At 73.3% G+C, this 18,672-nt stretch carries 19 protein-coding genes; 1 reads left to right on the forward strand and 18 read right to left on the reverse strand.

Translation table 11 applies throughout. From position 1 onward, the window contains the following. Positions 1 to 117 precede the first annotated feature (117 nt). From ACOOHE_RS05365 to ACOOHE_RS05400, 8 genes are all read right to left on the reverse strand, one after another. The gene (locus ACOOHE_RS05365) at positions 118 to 1,464 is read right to left on the reverse strand and encodes a Gfo/Idh/MocA family protein (protein ID WP_420456769.1); all 1,347 of its coding nucleotides are present in this window, start codon (positions 1,462 to 1,464) and stop codon (positions 118 to 120) included. Positions 1,465 to 1,780: 316 nt separating this feature from the next. After that, positions 1,781 to 2,590: an IS5 family transposase gene (locus ACOOHE_RS05370; protein WP_420453934.1), complete on the reverse strand. Its 810-nt coding sequence runs from the start codon at positions 2,588 to 2,590 to the stop codon at positions 1,781 to 1,783. Between the two features lie 284 nt (positions 2,591 to 2,874). Next, positions 2,875 to 3,636, reverse strand: coding sequence for a sigma-70 family RNA polymerase sigma factor (locus tag ACOOHE_RS05375; RefSeq protein ID WP_420456770.1), 762 nt, complete (start codon positions 3,634 to 3,636; stop codon positions 2,875 to 2,877). A 4-nt stretch (positions 3,637 to 3,640) separates the two neighbouring features. Next, positions 3,641 to 3,826, reverse strand: a complete 186-nt coding sequence (locus tag ACOOHE_RS05380; protein ID WP_420456771.1) for a hypothetical protein — start codon at positions 3,824 to 3,826, stop codon at positions 3,641 to 3,643. A 1-nt stretch (position 3,827) separates the two neighbouring features. Beyond that, positions 3,828 to 4,595: a MinD/ParA family ATP-binding protein gene (locus tag ACOOHE_RS05385; RefSeq protein WP_420456772.1), complete on the reverse strand. Its 768-nt coding sequence runs from the start codon at positions 4,593 to 4,595 to the stop codon at positions 3,828 to 3,830. A gap of 12 nt (positions 4,596 to 4,607) precedes the next feature. Next, a complete protein-coding gene (locus ACOOHE_RS05390; RefSeq protein WP_420456773.1) occupies positions 4,608 to 5,894 on the reverse strand; it encodes a hypothetical protein in 1,287 nt (428 codons plus the stop codon). A gap of 15 nt (positions 5,895 to 5,909) precedes the next feature. Continuing rightward, positions 5,910 to 7,979 carry a flagellar biosynthesis protein FlhA gene (gene flhA, locus ACOOHE_RS05395; RefSeq protein ID WP_420456774.1) on the reverse strand — a complete coding sequence of 690 codons (2,070 nt, stop codon included), beginning with the start codon at positions 7,977 to 7,979 and terminating at the stop codon, positions 5,910 to 5,912. A 159-nt stretch (positions 7,980 to 8,138) separates the two neighbouring features. Beyond that, positions 8,139 to 9,212 (reverse strand): EscU/YscU/HrcU family type III secretion system export apparatus switch protein, encoded by a 1,074-nt coding sequence (locus tag ACOOHE_RS05400; protein ID WP_420456775.1) that lies wholly within the window; start codon positions 9,210 to 9,212, stop codon positions 8,139 to 8,141. Between the two features lie 239 nt (positions 9,213 to 9,451). Here ACOOHE_RS05400 and ACOOHE_RS05405 point away from each other — a divergent pair, with 239 nt between their 5' ends. Then, complete coding sequence (locus ACOOHE_RS05405; RefSeq protein WP_420456776.1) at positions 9,452 to 10,180, forward strand: hypothetical protein; 729 nt, start codon at positions 9,452 to 9,454, stop codon at positions 10,178 to 10,180. Between the two features lie 50 nt (positions 10,181 to 10,230). Here the strand turns inward: ACOOHE_RS05405 and fliR are convergent, their stop codons facing one another. The 10 genes from fliR to ACOOHE_RS05455 all read right to left on the reverse strand — a co-directional run bounded on the left by fliR (position 10,231) and on the right by ACOOHE_RS05455 (position 18,598). Beyond that, positions 10,231 to 11,001: a flagellar biosynthetic protein FliR gene (gene fliR, locus ACOOHE_RS05410; protein WP_420456777.1), complete on the reverse strand. Its 771-nt coding sequence runs from the start codon at positions 10,999 to 11,001 to the stop codon at positions 10,231 to 10,233. A gap of 88 nt (positions 11,002 to 11,089) precedes the next feature. Further along, complete coding sequence (gene fliQ / locus ACOOHE_RS05415; RefSeq protein ID WP_420456778.1) at positions 11,090 to 11,359, reverse strand: flagellar biosynthesis protein FliQ; 270 nt, start codon at positions 11,357 to 11,359, stop codon at positions 11,090 to 11,092. Positions 11,360 to 11,443: 84 nt separating this feature from the next. After that, complete coding sequence (fliP, locus tag ACOOHE_RS05420; protein WP_420456779.1) at positions 11,444 to 12,352, reverse strand: flagellar type III secretion system pore protein FliP; 909 nt, start codon at positions 12,350 to 12,352, stop codon at positions 11,444 to 11,446. Next, positions 12,345 to 13,547, reverse strand: coding sequence for a flagellar biosynthetic protein FliO (locus tag ACOOHE_RS05425; RefSeq protein ID WP_420456780.1), 1,203 nt, complete (start codon positions 13,545 to 13,547; stop codon positions 12,345 to 12,347). The genes fliP and ACOOHE_RS05425 overlap by 8 nt, the downstream gene beginning before the upstream one ends. A gap of 139 nt (positions 13,548 to 13,686) precedes the next feature. Further along, positions 13,687 to 14,022 carry a flagellar motor switch protein FliN gene (locus ACOOHE_RS05430; protein WP_420456781.1) on the reverse strand — a complete coding sequence of 112 codons (336 nt, stop codon included), beginning with the start codon at positions 14,020 to 14,022 and terminating at the stop codon, positions 13,687 to 13,689. Beyond that, the gene (locus ACOOHE_RS05435; RefSeq protein WP_420456782.1) at positions 14,019 to 14,915 is read right to left on the reverse strand and encodes a FliM/FliN family flagellar motor switch protein; all 897 of its coding nucleotides are present in this window, start codon (positions 14,913 to 14,915) and stop codon (positions 14,019 to 14,021) included. The genes ACOOHE_RS05430 and ACOOHE_RS05435 overlap by 4 nt, the downstream gene beginning before the upstream one ends. A 165-nt stretch (positions 14,916 to 15,080) precedes the next feature. Further along, positions 15,081 to 15,578 carry a flagellar basal body-associated FliL family protein gene (locus ACOOHE_RS05440; protein ID WP_420456783.1) on the reverse strand — a complete coding sequence of 166 codons (498 nt, stop codon included), beginning with the start codon at positions 15,576 to 15,578 and terminating at the stop codon, positions 15,081 to 15,083. Continuing rightward, positions 15,568 to 16,308 (reverse strand): OmpA/MotB family protein, encoded by a 741-nt coding sequence (locus tag ACOOHE_RS05445; RefSeq protein ID WP_420456784.1) that lies wholly within the window; start codon positions 16,306 to 16,308, stop codon positions 15,568 to 15,570. Before ACOOHE_RS05445 ends, ACOOHE_RS05440 begins: the two co-directional genes overlap by 11 nt. Positions 16,309 to 16,310: 2 nt before the next feature. Then, positions 16,311 to 17,096 carry a motility protein A gene (locus ACOOHE_RS05450; RefSeq protein ID WP_420456785.1) on the reverse strand — a complete coding sequence of 262 codons (786 nt, stop codon included), beginning with the start codon at positions 17,094 to 17,096 and terminating at the stop codon, positions 16,311 to 16,313. Between the two features lie 251 nt (positions 17,097 to 17,347). Further along, complete coding sequence (locus tag ACOOHE_RS05455; protein WP_420456786.1) at positions 17,348 to 18,598, reverse strand: flagellar hook protein FlgE; 1,251 nt, start codon at positions 18,596 to 18,598, stop codon at positions 17,348 to 17,350. Positions 18,599 to 18,672: the final 74 nt, after the last annotated feature.

Here is an 18,672-nt window from a genome sequence, read left to right on the forward strand (position 1 = left end):
TCGACGCGCGCCTCGACCGGATCGCCGAGTCGGTCGTCACCCCCCACGCCGCGAGGGCCCGACCGCTCTTCCCATCGTCTCTGAGGGCGCCGAGGCCAACGGAGCGGGCGCTCGCGGCTAGCCCGTCGGGACGTCCCAGCCGTTGTGGTACGTCGCGCGGAGGAGGGCGGAGGCCTCGGCGTCGTCGCGGAAGTCGCCCGTCATCCCGTCGCCCTCCCAGTGCAGCGTGCGGCCGGTCTTGTAGGCGATGTTGCCGAGCTGGGCGTTGACGGCGGCCACCGCGCCCGAGTCGATCCGGGTCGCGCACGCCGCCGGCGTCCGGTCCCGGACGCACCGGAGGAAGTTCCGGTTGTGCTCGTGGACGTAGTCGACGCCGTCGGGGACGCTCCCGACCTCGGGCGCCCGCTTCTGCGGGCCCTCCTGGCCCCACCCCACGAACTCGCGCTCGGGGACGACCTCGAACCCGCCCCGGGTCAGGACGAGCGTGGCTTGGTTGCCCACGAACGCGATCCCCTCCGGCTTGCGGTCCGGCCCCAGGTCGATCCCGACGGCGTGCTCCCAGAGCAGCGAGTAGTCGCCGAAGTCGTACACGGTCTGCAACGTGTCCGGCGTCTCGGAGGCGTCGTCGGGGTAGGCGAACTTGCCGCCGCTGGCCATGACGGAGCGGGGCGCGTCGGCGCCCATCGCGAGCAGCGCGATGTCGAGCTGGTGGACGCCCCAGTCGGTCATCAGCCCGCCGGCGTAGTCCCAGAACCACCGGAAGGTAAAGTGGAACCGGTTGGGGTTGAACGCGCGCGCGGGCGCCGGCCCGAGCCACATCGCGTAGTCGACGCCCGGCGGGGCCGGCTGGTCCGGCTGGGGCGGGACCGGCTTCATCCAGCCCTGGTACGCCCAGCACTTGACGAGGCGGATGCGACCGAGCCCGCCGGAGCGGACGATCTCGATGGCCCGGGCGTAGTGCTCGCCCGAGCGCTGCCACTGCCCGACCTGCACGACCCGGCCCGTCCGCTCCTGGGCCGCGACCATCGCGCGGCACTCCTCGACGGTGTTGGCGATGGGCTTCTCGACGTAGACGTCCTTGCCCGCGTCCACGGCGTCGACGAACATCCGGGCGTGCCAGTGGTCGGGCGTCCCGATCACGACGACGTCCACGTCGGGCGCGTCGAGCAGCTCGCGGTAGTCGCCCGTCGTGCGCGGGGCGTTCTCGCGGAGCGCGGCGTAGTCTCCGAGCCGGCCCGAGAGCACGGCCTCGTCGACGTCGCAGAGCCACGCCAGCTCGGTGTTCGCGTCGACCGCGAGCTGGGCGTTGAGGTTGGCCCACCCCATCCCCTTCGCGCCGATCAGGCCGATCCGGAGGCGGTCCGAGGCGGGTCGCGAGAGGCCGTGGAGCGTGTGTGGGAGGAGCGGGCTCCCGGCGACGAGGGTCCCGGCGGAGGCGAGGAAGCGGCGGCGGGTCGTGGGCATCGGGCGGGGAGTCGGGCGTCTCCAAGACTACGCCACGCCGCCCCATCGCGGCACGGGACGAGGGCACGGTGCAAGACGGGCACATTCTCCCACCCTATGTCATCCTGAGCGCCAGCGAAGGATCTCAGCGCGATGCCCGACCCCTTCGGCACCACGCCCTACGGCTCAGGACCCCACGTCGAGATCCTTCACGTTCGTTGGCTGCGCCGTCGCTGCGCGGTCACGATGACAAGATGCGGCTGCGGAGCAATGAGAAGCTGTTTGGTACGAGGAGATCAGGTTCCCTCTCCACCCCCTGGGGGGAGACTAGAGCTTGTCATGGACTCAGAACGCCCAGGGCCGCCAACTGACGCAGCAGCAGCGCGACGAACGCCAAGAAGTGGAGGCTCGCCAGCGTCTCCGGCAGCCGCTCGTAGTCCCGAGCGAGCCGCCGGAACCGCGCCAGCCACCCGAACGAACGCTCGACGACCCACCGGCGCGGTAGCAGTACGAACCCCCGCTTCGCCTCGGTGTGCTTGACGACCTCCAGCCGGATCTTGTGCGCGGCCCCCGCCGCTCGCGCCGGCGCCCCGGTGTAGCCCTGGTCCACGAACGCGACCTCGACCCGCTCGCCGCACACCGCCTGGACCCGCTCACAGAGCGCGCCGACCTGGTCGCGGTCGCCCTCGTTGGCCGGCGTCACTACGACCGCGAGCAGGTTGCCGAGCGTGTCGACGGCGGCGTGGACCTTCGAGCCCTTCCGCCGCTTGGCCCCGTCGTACCCGGCGCGCGCGCCGCTCGTGGGCGTCGATTGGAGCGTCCGGCTGTCGAGGATGGCCGCCGACGGGTCGGCGTGGCGGCCGTCGAGCCACCGGACGATGGCGCGGAGGTCGTGGGCCATGGCCTCGAAGACGCCCGCCGCGGTCCAGCGCTCGGCCTGCTGCTGGACGGCCTGCCAGGGCGGGAAGTCGCCCGGGAGGTAGCGCCAGGGCGCGCCGGTGCGGGTGACGTAGCGGAGGCCGTCGAAGACGGCGCGGAGGTCGTGCTTGCGCTGGGGGGCGTCCTCGCGGACGAGGGCGAGGTACCCGACGCAGAAGGCCCACTCGTCGTCGGAGACGTCGGAGGGGTAGGAGTAGGGCTGCGGCATCGCCGAAGCTCACCCCGCCACCGAGTCCATGACAAGCTCTAGGGTGAGGGGGGCGGTCGGGACGAGCACGAGGCTACACGAAGCGCCTCCAGACCCTCACCCTGTCCCTCCGGTCCGGGTATCCCGGTCCCAGAGGGAGAGGGGACGTCACGAGCGGCACGGAGCCACTGCCAAACGGCCTCTGACTCGTGAGAATGCGCTCGCCCTGGCGCACGGTGGCGGGGGCCCCGCCTCGCGCGCGGAGACGGAAGCGCGGCGCCGACGTCCGGTCCCGCAGCGCCCAGCTACGCCGCGACCGCCGACGGCGCGGCCAGCCGCGAGCGGATCGTCAGCATCGTCTTGCCCAGGATCTGCGAGACTCGGGCCTCGCTGACCTGGAACACCACGCCGATCTCGCGCAGCGTCAGCCCCTCGTCGTAGTACATCCCGATCATGGCCCGCGTCCGCGACGGGAGCCCCTCGATCACCGTCCGGACCAGGCCGACCGTGTGGTCCCGGTCCGAGCGGTCGAACCCCTCCGTCGCGTCGTCGTCGGCGACGAGGTCGTGGAACACGGCGCCGTCGTCGTCGCCGACGGGGGCGTCGAGCGACAGGGCGAACCGGGCCTGGGCCTCGACCAGGAGCCGGTCGTAGTCGGCGAGGTCGAGGCCGAGCCGGTCGGCCACCTCGCGGTCGGACGGCTCGGCGCCGAGCTCCTGGCGGAGCGCCTCGGCCACGCGCCCGGCCTCGGCCACGCGGCGCCGCTTGTCGAGCGACAGCACGTCGAGCGACCGGAGGTAGTCGATGACGGCGCCCCGCACGCGGAGGTAGGCGTACGTCATGAACGAGGCGCCGCCATCGGGCTCGTAGGCGTTGAGCGCCTCAACGAGCCCGACGAGCCCGGCCCCCTCGAGGTCCTCGCGGCTCGCGAGCGGGTGGTCCGGCACGGGCACCTTCCCGACGACGGACCGGACGAGCGGGACGCCGGCCAGCACGGCGGCCTCGCGCCGGGCCGGCGTGGGGTCGGCGTGGAGCTGTTCGACGAGGTCTTGGAGGTCAGCGGGCACGGCGTCAGTCGTCGGACGGGTGGGTGAGCAAGCGCCGGAGGAGCGGCCGACCGAGGGTGAGCACGCCGTAGACGACCAGCCCGGCGGCGCCGGCGATGCGGAGGTCGCCCGGCGTCAGGGCGAGCCCGCGCGCGAGCAGGACCGCCAGGACGGTGAGCAGGGCGGCGGAGCGGGCGAGGCCGTGGGACATCTCAGGCGGCGGCGCGGGCGGACGGGAGGAGCGGGGCGAGCCCCCGCGCCAGGCCGGCGAACGCGGCCTGGAGCGCGGGCGAGCGCCGGACGGCCGGGACCTGGTCGCGGACCGCCGCCCGGACGTGGGCGTCGTACGGGAGCCACCCGGCCGCCGTCGGCGTCTGGCCCAGGAACTGCGTCGTCAGCTCGGCGAACCGCGTGGCCGTCTGGACCGCGTCGGCGTCGGTGTCGGCCGCGTTGACGACGGTGAGGAACGGGTAGCTCGGGACCGTCTGCCAGACCGTCTTCGCGAGGGCGTAGGCGCCCGTCACCGACGTCGGCTCGCCGACCAGGACCAGGAGCCCGACGTGGGCCCGGTCGAGCGCCCACCGGACGGCGTCGTCCATCCCCGCCGGCGCGTCGATCAGGACGACGTCGTGGCTCTGGGCCACCGTTTCGAGCACGTCGTCGAGGGCGTCGAACAGGAACGGGGCTGGGCCGCCAGGGCGCGTCGCGGTGCCGGTCACGACGAGCGTGACCCCGCAGGCGGTCCGGTGGAACACGCGGTCGGCCGAGACGGCGCCCCGGGCCAGGGCCAGGACGCTGGCTGGCGGCTCCTCATTGAGGAGCGTCGCGCACGAGCTCTGGCACAGGTCGGCGTCGATGAGCGCGACGGCCAGGCCGGTCTCGCAGAGCGTCTCGGCGAGGTTGACGGAGACCGTGCTCTTGCCGGTGCCGCCCTTGCCGCTCACGACGGCGACCACCAGGCCAGGGGAGAGGTGAGGCATCGGGCGGGGGGGCTAGGCGAAGACGGGGGAGGAGGCCTCGGCGCGGGCCGGCCGGTCGAGGGGCGCCCACACCAAGTCGCGCAGGTCGATCGGCGTCGCCTGAACCGGAGTCGCCGGGGCGGCCGGGACGACGGCCTCGAGCCACAGCGACGGGGCCGGCGTCGGCGCGGCTGGCGTCGGCACGACTGGTGTCGGCGTCGGTGCGGCTTGCGTGGGCGCGGTCGGCATCGGCGCAGCTCGCGGGAAGGGAGGGGCAGACGGCAGGGCCGGGCGCTGGGTCGCCAGGGCCAGGTCGTCGGGGCCGGCGGCGACCAGGCGGAGCGGGAGGCCGAGCGCGGCCGTCCACGTGGCCTCGGCGCCGGGCGCCTCGTCGAGCCGCGTCAGCGCGAGCGCGTCCGGCCGCAGGCCGAGGTCGCCGATGGTGGCCGCACCCAGCGTCGCCGCCGACCGCGTCGCGTCGATGACGAGGTGGACCTCGGCCGTGCCGAGCGGCGCCAGCACCTCGCCCAACCGGGCGACGGCCGGACGCGCCCGCTCGGGCGCCAGCGGCAGCGCCGGCGTGTCGACGACGATCACGTCGGCGTCGGCGAACGTCCGCAGCGCCTCCCGAACGTCGTCGGCCGTCTGGACCACGGCGACGGGCACGCCGACGGCCCAGAACAGCGGGGCCGGGTCGGCCGTCCGCTCGGTCTCGGGCGCGACGATGAGGGCCGCCGGCCGCTCGGCGCCGACCAGCGCGGGTGCGCGGGCCAGCCGGAGCGCAAGCGACGTCTTCCCACTCCCGCCGGGGCCGACGAACACGACCGGGGCCCGGCTCGGGACCGGGACGGGCGCCGAGGCGCGGACCTCGGCCAGCGCCGCCTCCAACTCGGCCAGCCGAGCGCGGAGCGAGGCGACCTCGGCCGCCGTGACGGCGGGCTCGGGCCCCGTCCGGTCAGAATCGGAGGGTGAAGGGGACGCAGCCTCTCTCACACTCCCGCCCTCCCACACGCCGCCCGGGGCGGCAACCGATTCCTGAACCGGCGGACGCATGTTCCGCACCGCGCCGTAGCCGTAGGCTCGCGGGGCGACCTCCGCAACCGGCTCCGGGACCGCGGGCGTCGCGGGCGGGCGGGCCACGGGCCGGGTCGCCGAGGGCGCGCCGGGCGCCGGCGCCGTGTCGAAGGCGACGGTCACCGAGGCCGGGTGGCCGTGCGCGGCCGGCGCCGACTGGAGCATCACGACGTCGGCGCCGAACAGGCGGCGGGCGTCGGCGAGGGCGTCGCGGATCGAGGGGCCGGTAACGGTCTTGAGGGTCATAGGGGGCGAGAGGCGCTACGGGAGGCTGACCTGGCCCTCCACGTCGACCGGGGCCTCGGGCACCAGGTCCTGGTAGGACAGGACGGTGACGTCGGCCAAGACCGGGTCGAGGAAGGCGAAGAGCGTGGCGCGGAGCACGGGGGAGGTCAGCAGGACCGGCGGGTGGCCGGCGGCGACGAGCGGCGAGAGCTGGGCGTCGACCGCGGCCTGGAGCCGGGCGGCGCGGTCGGGGTCGAGACCGAGGGTGTTCGGGTTGAGCTCGCCGCTCTGGGCCCGGTCTAGCAAGTGGTGTTCCAGGGCCGGGTCCAAGACCACAACGTGGAGCCGGCCGTCGGGCCCGGAGAAGTGGCGCGTCAGCGTCGGCGCGAGAGCGGCCCGAGCGAATTCGGTCAGGACGTCGGTGTTCTTGGTCGACGCGGCGCGGTCGGCCAGGGCCTCCAGGATCAGGACCAGGTCGCGGATCGGGACGCGCTCCTCCAGCAGCTTCTTCAGCACCCGCTGGACCTGGCCCACGCCGAGCTGGTCCGGCACCAGCTCGGCCACGAGCGACGGGGCCGACTCCTGGACCTTGTCGAGCAGCTCGCGCGTGCCCTGCCGCGTGAGCAGCGCGTGGGCGTGCTTCCGCAGGGTCTCCAGCAGGTGCGTCGCGACGACGGCCGGCGCCTCGATGGTCGCCAGCCCCAGCCGCTCGGCCTCGCCGAGCGACCGCTCGGCGACCCAGACGGCGTCGATCCCGAACGTCGGGTCCGTCGTGCGGATGCCGGGCGGCGCCTCGTCGGCCCCGTCCATCAGGAGCGCGAGGTGGTAGCCGGGCAGCGCCTCGGCCCGGGCCACCTCGTTCCCGCGCAGCTTGACGAGGTAGGCGTTGGCCTCGAGCTCGACGTTGTCGCGGATGCGGACCGGGGGGACCACAATCCCCATCTCGGTCGCCAGCTGGCGCCGCAAGCTCGAGATCCGGTCGAGCAGGTCGCCTCCTTGAGACGGATCGACAATCGGGATCAGCCCGTAGCCGATCTCGAGCTCGAGCTCGTCGACCAAGAGGAGGTCGGCCGGCTCGGGCTCCTCGGCCGGGGCGGCCGGCGCGGGCGCGTCGCGGTCCTCGGCCTGGTCGTTCAGAACATTCGCGCGGCGGACGGCGGCGAACGCGATCCCGCCCGCGAGGGCCCAGAACGGGAGGATCGGCAGGCCGGGCAGCACGCCCAGGAGCGCCATGAACCCGGCCGTGACGAACAGGGCCTCGGGCTTGCCCAAGAGCTGCGCCTTGGTGTCGGCCGAGAGGTTGCCCTCGCCGGACGCCCGCGACACGATCAGGCCGGCGGCCGTCGAGATCAAGAGCGCCGGGATCTGGCTCACCAGCCCGTCGCCGATGGACAGCAGCGTGAACGTGGCCGCGGCCTCGGACGGGCTCATCCCGTACTGCGCGATCCCGATGATCAGCCCGCCGATGATGTTGATGGCCGTGATGACGAGCCCGGCCATCGCGTCGCCGCGGACGAACTTCGACGCGCCGTCCATCGCCCCGTAGAAGTCGGCCTCGCGAGAGACGTCGGACCGGCGCTGCTTGGCCTCGGCCTCATTGATGAGCCCGGCGTTGAGGTCGGCGTCGATGGCCATCTGCTTGCCCGGCAGCGCGTCGAGTGTGAAGCGCGCGCCGACCTCGGCGATCCGCCCAGACCCCTTCGTGATCACGACGAAGTTGATCAAGACCAGGACCAAAAAGACAATCGCGCCGACGACGTAGTTGCCGCTGACGACGAACTGGCCGAAGGCGTCGATAAGTTGGCCCGCCTTGGCCTCGCCCAGGATCAGCCGCGTGCTCGCCACGTTGAGCGACAGCCGGAACAGCGTCGTCACGAGCAGGAGCCCGGGGAAGATGCCGAAGTCGAGCGGGCGCTCGGCGTAGAACGCCGTCAGCAGGATGGCCAGGCTGATGGCGATGTTTGTCGCCAGCAGCAGGTCCAGCAGGGCGCCGGGCAGCGGCACCACCATCACGAACAGGACGAGCACCAGGCCCGACGCGGCCAGCATCTCGCCGGTGGGGCGGAACGCGGGCGGGCGGGCGGCGGGGACAGCGGCGGCGGACATGGGTCGGTCAGGCGGGAACAGAACCCCCCGTCCGGGCGCCCATCGCTTCGCTCAAGGGCGCTCGGACTGTCCCCCTTGAAGGGGGACAGCTCGTCGGCCTGGGAGCGGAGCGACCGGCCGACGAGCGGGGGGTCGGACGGACGGAGGGCGCGCGCGTGGTCATCGGCGGCCGTTGCGCTGGCGGTAGACCTCGGCCAGGACGGCGGCGACGGCCTGGAACAGGGCCTCGTCGATAAAGGCGCCCTCGTCGACGGTCGCGTGGAGCGCCCGGGCCAGCGGGACGTCCTCGACGGTGGGGACGTCGTGCTCGGCGGCGAGCTCCTTGATCCGGAGCGCCCGCTTGCGCATCCCCTTGACGAGGACCTTGGGCGCGTGGCCCTCGGCGGCGTCGTAGCGGAGGGCCACGGCGTAGTGGGTCGGGTTGGTCACGACCACGTCGGCCTGCAAGACGGCGTGGTCGAGGCGCGGGCGCTGGGCCCGTTCGCGCGCGATCTGGCGCCGCTTCCCCTTCATCTGGGGGTCGCCCTCGGACTCCTTGCCCTCGTCCTTGACCTCCCGGTGCGTCATCTTGAGGTCCTGCGTATGCTTCCACTTGCCGAAGGCGTAGTCGACGCCGGAGAGGAGCAGGAGCGCCAGCAGCATCTGGGCCAGGAGCCCCAGCGTCCACCCGCCGAGCGCGCCGAAGGCCACGTCGAGCGGGACCGTGTGGAGCAGCAGGATCTCGGGCAGCCACGCCTTGAGCGTGAGGTACACGAGCGGGCCCACGATGACGACCTTGCTGAGGGCCTTGCCGAGCTCGAACAGGCCCTTGGTCGAGAACAGCCGCTTGGCGCCCTCGGCCGGCGAGATCCGGCTGCCCTTGGGCGTGAGTGGCTTGGCCGTGAACGTCCACCCGCTCTGGGCCACGTTCGCGCCCAAGGCCATCACCATGAGCGCCGCGAAGAGCGGCCCGACGACGACGAGCGCGTCGCGGCCGAGGTCCGCCAGGATCGTCGGGACCGAGGTCGGGGTGAGGACGGCGGTCGGGGCGTCGAGGAACGTCCGCGCGGTCATCGTGCGGAGCGTGTCGAGCGCGCCCGGGGCGCCCATCCCGATCACGGCCGTCGCCGTCGCCAGCAGGCCGACCGAGGCGAGCTCGCGCGAGCGGTAGACGTTGCCGTCCTCGCGGGCCTTCTGGAGGCGCCGCGGGGTCGGGTCGAACTGCTTGTCGCTGCGGTCGGGGGCGTCGGACATCGACCGGCTCTCTGCACGGTCTGTGCCACGGCCGGACCGTGCGCTGTGGCCTGCCTCAGCGCTCGCGCCCGGAAAGGGCGGGGTCACCGAGGAAATCCCTGCCGCTCGGGTGGCGGCGCCGTCGGGCCTCCGGTGTCCATGGCCGGCAAGCGCGTTCGCGCTATCGTGGCCCATCCTGCTCCCAGGCCACCCGGCCGACGGGTGGCCACCGGTGACGCAGGGCTCTCTCCGCTCCGGCCATGAACGCAGACGCCTCGACACCGACCTCGCGACGGGACCGCATCGAGCTCATCTCCGCCGTCCTCATCGGCCTCGCGTCGGTCCTGACGGCGGTGGCCACGTACCAGGAGGGCGCGCTCGACGGCGAGGTGCGGGACCAGAACACGGAGGCGCTCGCCCAGACGAGCTACGCGAACGACGTCTACAACGACGCCAGCGCCCAGCAGGCGATCGAGCGCGACTGGTTCTTCAGCTGGAACGTCGCGCACTGGAATGACCAGCCGGCGGCGGCATACCTCGCCGACGCCATGCCGCCCGAGGTCTGGGTCCTCATCGAGGAGTGGAACGCCGCCGAGGACGACGGCATCCTCGACCCGTTCTCTCCCGAGGCCGTCGAGAGCTACCCGGCCTACGGGGACCTGCCCTCGGTCGGTCTTCTGATGCGCGGGGACGACCACATGGGCGCCGCCCAGTGCGCGATCTTCGCGGGGCGCGTCGCCGACAACCGCGGGGGGTGGCTCTCGCTCTCGGTCATCTTCCTGGCGATCACGCTGGTGACGGCGGGGCTGGCCGCGTTGCTGAAGAGCGCGACGGCGCAGTACGTGGTGCTCGGGACGGCGGTCGTGAGCCTGCTGTTCGGGGCCACCCTCCTCGTCGCCGGAGGGGACCGAGACGGGGCCCAGGCCGAGGTCGCGGAGCAGGTGTTCGAGTCGCCCGACGAGGCCGACCTCTGCGTCGACCTGGAGTAGCGCCGAGCCAGGGGCGCTTTCGCCGTTTGACGCTCTGCCAAGCCGAGGGCTCACGGGCGGAGCGCGGCGAAGAGGGCGTCGAGACCGGCCGTGGCCTGGTCCACCAGCGACGGGGCGAGCGGGAAGAACGCGGCTACGAACGCGATCGAGATGGCCATCCCGGCCAGCAGCTTCAGCGGGAGGCTGATCGAGAACAGGTCGGCCTGGGGGACGACCCGGGCGAACACGCCCAGCCCGACGTCGACCAGGAACAGGGCGACGAGGAACGGCATCGCCAGGCGGATCGCCGTGTCGAAAAAGCCACCGGTCCACGACAGCAGCAGCGGCCCGCTCCCCGAGAGGTCGGCCCCGCCCAGGGGCACGGCCACGAACGACCGCGCCAGCCCGCCGACGATGGCCTGGGGCCCGTCGAGCAGGATGAACAGCAACAGGAAGGCCCAGTTGATCATCCGTCCCAACGGGTTCGAGGCCGCCTGCGTCATCGGGTCGTAGACCTGGGCCATCGACAGGCTCATCTGGAACCCGATCATCTCGCCGGCGAACTCGACGGCCCAGAACACGAACCGGACGGCGTAGCCGATCAGGAGGCCCGTCAGCACCTCGACCGAGACCGCGAGCACGAACCCGACCGGGTGGCCGATGTGGGCCGGCAGCGGGTCCTGGGCGAACCCGACCAGGATCACGCTCAGCAGGACGCCGAGCAGCACCTTCAGCATCACCGGGACCCCCTTCTGCCCGAACACGGGCGCGGCCACCATCACCCCGCTCACCCGTCCGAAGACGAGCGCGAGCCGGAGCAGCGAGTCGGGGTCGAGGGCCACGGCTACGCGGGTACGGGGTACGCGGTACCGGGTACGGCGCCCGCCGAGCCATCCGAGCGTACCCCGTACCGCGTACCGTGTACCCGCATCAGTGTGAGACGTCGGCGACGGCGCGGAAGACCTCGGTCGAGAAGTCGGTCATCATCTCGAGCATCCAGGGCGCCAGCAGCAGCAGGATCGCGGCGACGGCCAGCATCTTGGGGATCACGCTCAGCGTCATCTCCTGGATCGACGTCATCGCCTGGAACAGGCTCACCACGAGCCCGACCGCCAGGGCCACCGACAGCAGCGGCGCGGCGACCGTCAGCGCCAGGATCAGCGCCGTCTGGGTCCAGTGGAGGGCGGTCTCGGGAGTCACAGCGGGTGAAGGGGGAAGAGTGAAGGGGAAAGAGAAAAGAGCGGGGGGTGAAGACGCGACTCTTCACCCATCACTCTTTACCCATCACCCCACGTAGCCCCGGACGACGGACTGGACGATGAGGAACCAGCCGTCGGTGAGCACGAACAGGAGGAGCTTGATGGGGAGCGAGATCATCACGGGCGGCAGCATCATCATGCCCATCGACATGAGCACGCTGGCGACGATCAAGTCGACGACCAGGAAGGGCAAGAACAGCATGAACCCGATCTGGAAGGCGACCCGGAGCTCCGAGATCACGAACGACGGGACGAGCACGTGGAACGGGACGTCGTCGGGCTGGGCGAGCGCGGGCAGGCCGGCCATGTCCATGAACTGGACGAGGTCCTTGTCGCGCGTGTGCTCGAGCATGAACCGCTTGATCGGCTTCGAGGCCACCTCCATCGCCTCCTTCTGCCCGAGCTGGCCGTCGAGGTAGGGCTGGAGCGCCTCGTCGTCGATCTGGGTAAAGACCGGGTTCATGACGAAGAACGTCAGGAACAGCGAGAGCCCGATGAGCACCTGGGTCGGCGGGCTCTGCTGGAGGCCGAGGGCCGTCCGCAGGATCGAGAACACGACGATGAGCCGGGTGAAGCTCGTCATCAGGATCAAGATCGCCGGCGCCAGCGTGAGCACCGTCATCAGCAGGATGAGCTGGACGGGCAGCGCGTACTCGCCGTCGTCGGTCACCGTGACGCCGGGGATCGGGGAGGTGGCCGGGGTCGCCCGGGCGAGGCGGCGGGGCGGGGCCGTCGGGTCGCCGCCGTCGACGGGCGCGAGGTCGCGGGCGGCGGGCGGCAGCGGCTGGGTCGGCGCGCCCTGCTGGGCGTCAGCGACGGCCTGGTCGGTCAGCGACCGGGCCACCTCGAGCTGCTCGGGCGTGAGCGTCCGGGCGGGCTGGGCCGCGAGCGCGGGCGCCAGGACCGCGGCAATCAGGAGGAGCGCGCTACGCATCGGCGGTCCCGAACTGGCGGAGCCCACGTGCCGGGGCCGGCGGCGGGAACAGGGCGACGTCGCCGGACGAGACTGGCCGCCACTCGGGCGCGCAACGCGACGGGGAGCCGGCTGGCGTCTCCTCGGCCCACTGGGCGGCAGCCGGGGGCGTCGTCTCGACCTCGCCAGCGACGTCTCCTCTCCCTGTGGGAGAGCCCGGTGAGGGGACCTCGTCCGGCCCGACTCGGACGGCGGCGTTGTCGCCCCACGCAGGGTGAAAGGAGAGGGTCTCTCCTAGACTCGGTGCGGCGTCAAGCTCTTGCTGACGGTCCCGCGCTCGGCCCGATCTGTCGCCCCTGTCCCCTCCTGTCCAGGAGGGGGACTCCTCGACGGGCTCCGGTGGCTGGTGAGCCTCCCCGTAGCGGCTCGGCAGAGCAACTCGTGATCGCTCGGAGGGCGCGTCGAGGGCGACCAAAGTCCGGCCCCCGTTCTCGGACTGGCCCTGGAGGGTCTCTGTGCGGGGCGGCGTGCTCGACTCGTCCTCACCCCCGGAGCGAGTCCGGGGCAGGCCCTGTCCCTCTTCCGGGGGGAGCGGGGACGTTGGCTCGGGCGTGCAGAGCCATCGCGGGAGCTCCGCGTCGGTGGCCGCTTCGAGCTCCACCGACGGCTCCGGGGCGTCCGGGTCGAGGTCATCTGCGGCCTCGGCGAGGGCGTCGGCGAAGGAGACGGCGTCGCGGTCGAAGTGCTCGCGCGGCCAGTGCCGGAGGAGCCGGGCCCCGTCGCCGCCGACGCTCAGCAGGAGCACCTCGTCGCCGCAGCCGACCAGGCGGAGCGAGTGGCCGGGCCCGAGCGGGTGCGTCTCGATCACGTCGAGCGCGGCGTCGCCGGAGGCCGCGGGGCCCCGGCGGCGGTGGAGCGCGACGGCGACCGCGCCGCCGGCGGCCAGCAGCACGAGGGCCAGCACGCGCCCGCCGGTCCACCCCGACGACCGGGGCGAGGGCCGGGGCGCGGCGGAAACCTCTTCCGTCGGCGTCTGCACGTCGTGCCGGGGCGCCGGAGCCAGCGCGGCCCCGCCGCTCGGCCCGAACGCCTTGCCGACGACGAGCAGGGCCACCAACAGGACCGACAACAGGCCCGCACGGCGCAACGGCGCCCGGTCGAGGGGCAGGCTGCCGAGGCGCGCGCGGAGGTCGGACAGGGGGGAGGAATCGGGCATGACCCCGGTCACGCCAATACGGTGCCGCGCCGGCCGGCCTTCTCAAACGCAACGCGGCCGAGCCCCGAAGGACCCGGCCGCGCGAAAAGGGGAGGGGACCACCCCATGCCTCATGCCCTGCCCACTCGAAGAGCGGGGATCAGTCCTCGCCCTGCCCCACGAGGTGCTGGATGCGGATGCCGAACTGGCCGTCCACGACGACGGCCTCGCCCGTCGCGATCCGGCGGCCGTTGGCGTAGACCACGAGCGGCTCGCCCGCCAGCGTGTCGAGCACGACCAGGCTCCCGGCGTCGAGCCGGGCGACGTCGCCGAGCGGGAGCCGGCGGCGGCCGAACTCGACCGTCACCTCGATCTCGACCGACGCGAGCAGGCCCAGCGTCGGCGTCGGCGCGGTAAAGGTCGGCTCGGCGGCGGGGGCCTCGTCGGAGAGGTCGGGGAGGGCGCTCGGGGCCATCGGGGCGTCGGTGGAGGTCATGGGGCGGAGGGCGGCTCGGGCGGGGTCAAGAGTTGGAGGGCGAGGCGGGCCCCGCGCGTTCCGGCGCGGGCGTCGCACCGGAGCTGGTCGCCGACCCAGACGGCGACGGGCGCGTCGGCCGGCCGGTCGAGCGGGATCACGTCGTCCTGGGCCAGGCGCAACAGGTCGCCGATGGGCAGGCGGACGCGGCCGAGCTCGGCGCGGAGGTCGACCAGGAGGTCGCCGGCCCGCTCGGGCGCGGCGTCGGCCGGGGCGGCGGGGCGGCCGGAGACGGCGAGGAGCGTGCGGAGCGTGGCGGCGGGGTAGGCGAACGACACCGTCGCCGTCTCGCCGCCGACCTCGACGGCGACATCGGCCACGACGACGGTCGCGTCGGGCGGGGCGAGCCCGTCGGCCCCGTCGTCGAGGTGGAGGGGCGTGGGCGGGGCCGTCCCCCAGGCCTCGGCGAAGGCGACGCCGACGCGCGGGAGCCAGTCCCGCAGCACGACGGCCCGCTCGAGCCCGGAGAGCGCCCGGCCCTCGGCGCCCAGCGGGTCCGACCCGCCGAGCTGGCGCTCGACCAGGAACAGCGCGAGGGCCGGGGGGAGGTCGAGGCCCAGGCGCGGGCCGCCGGGCCCGAGCGCGGCCGTGACGAACGCCGTGGGCCGAGCCCGGCTCTCGGCCAGGTCGACGGCCAGCACCTCGGTCACGGCCGTGCACCGGGCGCCGACGGGCTCGCCGAGCGCGTCGCCGAGCCCGGCGGCCAGGCCGGCCGCCAGCGTGCCGTGGGCCACCTCGACCGCCCGCACCTGGCGGTCCGAGAACGACCGGGGCCGGGCGAAATCGTACGGCCGCGCGTCGGGCTCGGAGCCGCGAGGCGCGCGGATCAGGGGGTCGAGGTGGGGCGTCGGCATGGGACGGGAGGCTGGCAAGGACCGGGCCAGACCCCGGGGTGGCGGGTCGATGGTCGGCGGGGCGGAGGGACGCTTGCCCTCGGTCACGGCCCCTCTGTCGGCGGCCTACTGGCGACCGACGACCGACCCGCTGACGACGGACGCACTGACGGCTGGCCCACCGGTCTACTGGAGCACGTACTGGGTGAAGTAGACGCGCGAGACCGGGCCGTCCTCGCCGAGCATCTGGTTGAACCGGTTCCGGACCTCGGCCTTGAGCGAGTCGCGCCGGCCGATGTCGCCGAGCACGCCGACCGTCTCGGCGCTCAGCAGGCCGATGACGGCGTCGATGGCGGCCGGCTTAAGCGCGTCGAGCCGCTCGAGCGTCGCCGCGTCCTCGGCCTCGACGCCCACCTTGACCATGAGGTAGCGCCGGCCGTCGGTCTCGCGCGGGTTGACGACGATCCCGTCGAGCTCGGCGAACTCGCCGAACTCGGCCGGCGGCGGCGGGGCCGTCGAGTCGGCAGCGACGGCGACCGGCGCGCCCAGGACCGAGGCCCGGATCTCGTCGGACTGGGTGACGGCGGCGGCGCCGGCCCCGCCCAGGACCAGGGCCAAGACGGGGATGAGCCAGCTCTTGCCGCGCTTGGGGGCGGCGTCGGGGGCGGGGGCGTCAGCGGACATGGGTCGGGGGGAAGACGGTGGCCGAGGCCGGCTCGGCGTCGGCGGTGCGGAAGAGGACGGTGATCCGGCGGTTGCGGGCCCGGCCCTCGGGGATGTCGTTGGGCGCGCGGGGCTGGAACTCGCCGTAGCCCGCGGCCATGTAGTGCTCGGGCGCGAGCGCCCCGGGCTGGTCGAGCAGGAACCGGACGACGGCCGCCGCGCGGGCGGCCGAGAGCTCCCAGTTCGAGGGGTACGCCGAGGTCGAGATCGGGACGTCGTCGGTGTGGCCCTCGACCTCGACGGCCGCCGCGGCCGTCGCCATCGCGGCCACGTCGCGCAGGACCTCGCGGGCCGGGCTCTCGAGCGCGACCGAGCCCGGCGCGAACGCCACCGAGTCGACGAACGTCACGCGGACGCCGCGCTCGGTCAGGTCCACGTCGACGGCCTCCGCGAGCCCGCGCGCCTGGACCTCGCGGGCGATCTCCTCGAACTCGCGGGCCTGCTCGCGGACGTCCTGCTTGCCGACGATCCCCATGACGCCCGGCATCACGCCGGGCTCGCTCATCACCCCGCGCTTGCCGGTGAAGTAGCTCATGGCCTCCTCGAACTTCTTGACCTCGACCGTCGACATGGCCACCAGCATCACGAAGAACGTCAGCAGCAGCGTCATCATGTCGCTGAACGTCGCCATCCAGAACGGCGACGACGGCTCCTCTTCTTCGGCGAACGCCGCGAGCGGGGACTCGGCCATGGCTAGGCGGCGCGGCGGAGCGGGGCCGGCTCGGAGGCGTCGGCCGGGGCCTCGCCGGTGTACAGGCTGAGCCGCTGCGCGAGCGCGCTCGGGGCCTCGCCGGCCAGGATCCCCAGCGCGCCGACCCGGACCATCTGGTGGGCCTTGGCGGTCGCCATCATCTGGCCCTGGACCTTGCCGGCCATCGGGAGGAAGACCAAGTTGGCGAGCAGGGCCCCCCAGAACGTCGTGATCATGGCCACGGCCATGGCCGGGCCGATCGCCGCCGGGTCGTTGAGGTTCTGGAGCATCTGGATCAGCCCGATCAGCGTGCCGACCATCCCGAAGGCCGGGGCGTACATCCCGGCCTTGTTGAAGAACTTGGTGAGCAGGGCCGGCTTGGCGGCGGCCTCGGCCGACTGCGTCTGGAGCGCGGCCTCGGCCTGCTCGGCGTCGACGCCGTCGACGACCATCTCGAGCGCCGAGCGGAGGATCGGGTCGTCGGCCTCGTCGAGCCGGGCGTCGAGCGCGAGCGGGCCGTCGCGCCGGGCCGTCCGCGCGAAGTCGGCGAGCTGGGCCGCGAGCGCGCCGTAGTCCGGCACCTGGAACCCGAGGAACCCCTTGAGGAGCGGGACCATCCCCTTCATCTCGTCCATCGTGAACGTGATCAGCAACCCCGAGAACGTCCCGCCGACGACGATCAGCAGCGAGACGGGGTCGAAGAACGTCGCTGCCCCGTCGCCCGCGATGACGGCGCCGAAGACGAGGACGAGGCCGGCGACGAGGCCGATGGGCGTTGACTTCTCCATGGGTGGGGGACCGTTGACGCTCGTATCGAGCGTGGACGCCTCAGGTCAATCGTCGGCGGTTCGGTCGGCGCCGGAGGAACGGCGCCGTGCCCGAGCGTCGGCCTGATTGATCCGGCCCTCGGGGCTGTGCTAGGTCGCTCGGGGGCAGTTGGCAGTCGGCCCAAACGCAGCGGCGGCCCCGAGACCAGAGTCCCGGGGCCGCCGCGCGGTGGGTCTGGAGGGACACCATGCATGGTGTCCCTACGCTGGGGCTAGCGCTTGAGCTGGACCGTCTCCTGGAGCAGCTCGTCCGACGTCGTGATCACGCGGGCGTTGGCCTGGTAGCCCCGCTGCGCGATGATCATGTCGGTGAACTCCTGGGCGAGGTCCACGTTGCTCCCCTCGAGCGCGCCCGAGATCACGCTCGACGAGATCTCGGAGCCGGCCCGGCCGAACCGGAGGTCGCCCGAGGCCGCCGTCGTCGCGTAGAACCCGTCGCCGACCTGGCTCAGCCCGTCCGGGTTCGAGACGTCCCCGAACGCGAGCTGGGCGACGGACTGGCGGACCCCGTTCGAGAACGACAGGACGAGCGTGCCCGTCTGGTCGAACCCGTAGTCGATGAGGTCGCCGGCGGCGGAGCCGTCCTGGCCCGTCACCGTCGCCGTCGTCGAGCCGCCGTACTGGGTCAGGTCCAGGTCGACGGTGATGGCCCCGGTCGTCCCGCCGAGCGGGGTCCCGTTGTCGAACGTGCCCGAGAGGTCGACCGTGAGCGGCGTCGTGACGAGCTCGCCGTTGGCGTCGAACTCGAACGTGGTCGGGGGGAACGTGATCGTGGCCCCCTCGATCTCGGCGCTCGTCACCTCCCACGCCGCGTTGACCGAGGGCGCCGCGTCGACGGTCTTGGTGAGCGTGAGCACGAGCGTGTGGGCCTGGCCCGTCCCGTCGTAGACCACGGTCGACATCGTGACCGGCTCGCCGGTGTTGGCCACGCGCTCGGCCGAGAGGTTGCCGGCCACGGCGATGTCGTCGGTCGGCTTCGGCGGCGACGTCACCGAGGGGTCGAGCCGGACGTCCTGGAGCGGGCCCGTCGTGACCGAGCCGTCGGGGTTGGCGGCCCAGCCCTGGATCCGGAGCCCGCCGGTCGTCACGAGGTAGCCGTCGGCGTCGAACTGCGTCGCCCCGTTCCGGGTGAGCACCTGGCCCTGGGTCCCCTTGGCGATGAAGAACCCGTCGCCGGCGATGGCGAGGTCGGTGGCGAGGTTGGTGTACTCGAGCGCGCCCTGCTCCCAGACCTGGTCGATGGCGCCGACGGAGACGCCGTTGCCGACGTCGGAGATCGACGTCGGGGCCGGGCCGGTGAGCCGGCCGCCGGTCGAGATGCGCTGGGCGAGGGCGTCCTGGAACAGGACGCGGGAGCGCTTGAACGCCGTCGTGTTGACGCCGGCGATGTTGTTGCCGATGACGTCCAAGCGGAGCTGGTTGCTGCGGAGACCGGCGATGCCGGTGCGGAGAGAACGGATCATGGGGGGTGTGGGGAAGAGCCGCGGCGTCGGTCGGTCGGCCGCGGCGATGGCCTCCCGTCGCCCCGAGGGGCGCC

The sequence above is a fragment of the Rubrivirga sp. genome (genome assembly GCF_965213695.1).
In the GTDB taxonomy this organism is placed as follows: Bacteria; Bacteroidota; Rhodothermia; order Rhodothermales; family Rubricoccaceae; genus Rubrivirga.

Excerpts from the sequence above, each read along its gene's own strand:
- ACOOHE_RS05365 (WP_420456769.1), bottom strand. The coding sequence starts at position 1,464 with ATGCCCACGACCCGCCGCCGCTTCCTCGCCTCCGCCGGGACCCTCGTC.
- ACOOHE_RS05370 (WP_420453934.1), bottom strand. The coding sequence starts at position 2,590 with ATGCCGCAGCCCTACTCCTACCCCTCCGACGTCTCCGACGACGAGTGG.
- ACOOHE_RS05380 (WP_420456771.1), bottom strand. The coding sequence starts at position 3,826 with ATGTCCCACGGCCTCGCCCGCTCCGCCGCCCTGCTCACCGTCCTGGCG.
- ACOOHE_RS05385 (WP_420456772.1), bottom strand. The coding sequence starts at position 4,595 with ATGCCTCACCTCTCCCCTGGCCTGGTGGTCGCCGTCGTGAGCGGCAAG.
- ACOOHE_RS05390 (WP_420456773.1), bottom strand. The coding sequence starts at position 5,894 with ATGACCCTCAAGACCGTTACCGGCCCCTCGATCCGCGACGCCCTCGCC.
- flhA (WP_420456774.1), bottom strand. The coding sequence starts at position 7,979 with ATGTCCGCCGCCGCTGTCCCCGCCGCCCGCCCGCCCGCGTTCCGCCCC.
- ACOOHE_RS05400 (WP_420456775.1), bottom strand. The coding sequence starts at position 9,212 with ATGTCCGACGCCCCCGACCGCAGCGACAAGCAGTTCGACCCGACCCCG.
- ACOOHE_RS05405 (WP_420456776.1), top strand. The coding sequence starts at position 9,452 with ATGAACGCAGACGCCTCGACACCGACCTCGCGACGGGACCGCATCGAG.
- fliP (WP_420456779.1), bottom strand. The coding sequence starts at position 12,352 with ATGCGTAGCGCGCTCCTCCTGATTGCCGCGGTCCTGGCGCCCGCGCTC.
- ACOOHE_RS05425 (WP_420456780.1), bottom strand. The coding sequence starts at position 13,547 with ATGCCCGATTCCTCCCCCCTGTCCGACCTCCGCGCGCGCCTCGGCAGC.
- ACOOHE_RS05430 (WP_420456781.1), bottom strand. The coding sequence starts at position 14,022 with ATGACCTCCACCGACGCCCCGATGGCCCCGAGCGCCCTCCCCGACCTC.
- ACOOHE_RS05435 (WP_420456782.1), bottom strand. The coding sequence starts at position 14,915 with ATGCCGACGCCCCACCTCGACCCCCTGATCCGCGCGCCTCGCGGCTCC.
- ACOOHE_RS05440 (WP_420456783.1), bottom strand. The coding sequence starts at position 15,578 with ATGTCCGCTGACGCCCCCGCCCCCGACGCCGCCCCCAAGCGCGGCAAG.
- ACOOHE_RS05445 (WP_420456784.1), bottom strand. The coding sequence starts at position 16,308 with ATGGCCGAGTCCCCGCTCGCGGCGTTCGCCGAAGAAGAGGAGCCGTCG.
- ACOOHE_RS05450 (WP_420456785.1), bottom strand. The coding sequence starts at position 17,096 with ATGGAGAAGTCAACGCCCATCGGCCTCGTCGCCGGCCTCGTCCTCGTC.
- ACOOHE_RS05455 (WP_420456786.1), bottom strand. The coding sequence starts at position 18,598 with ATGATCCGTTCTCTCCGCACCGGCATCGCCGGTCTCCGCAGCAACCAG.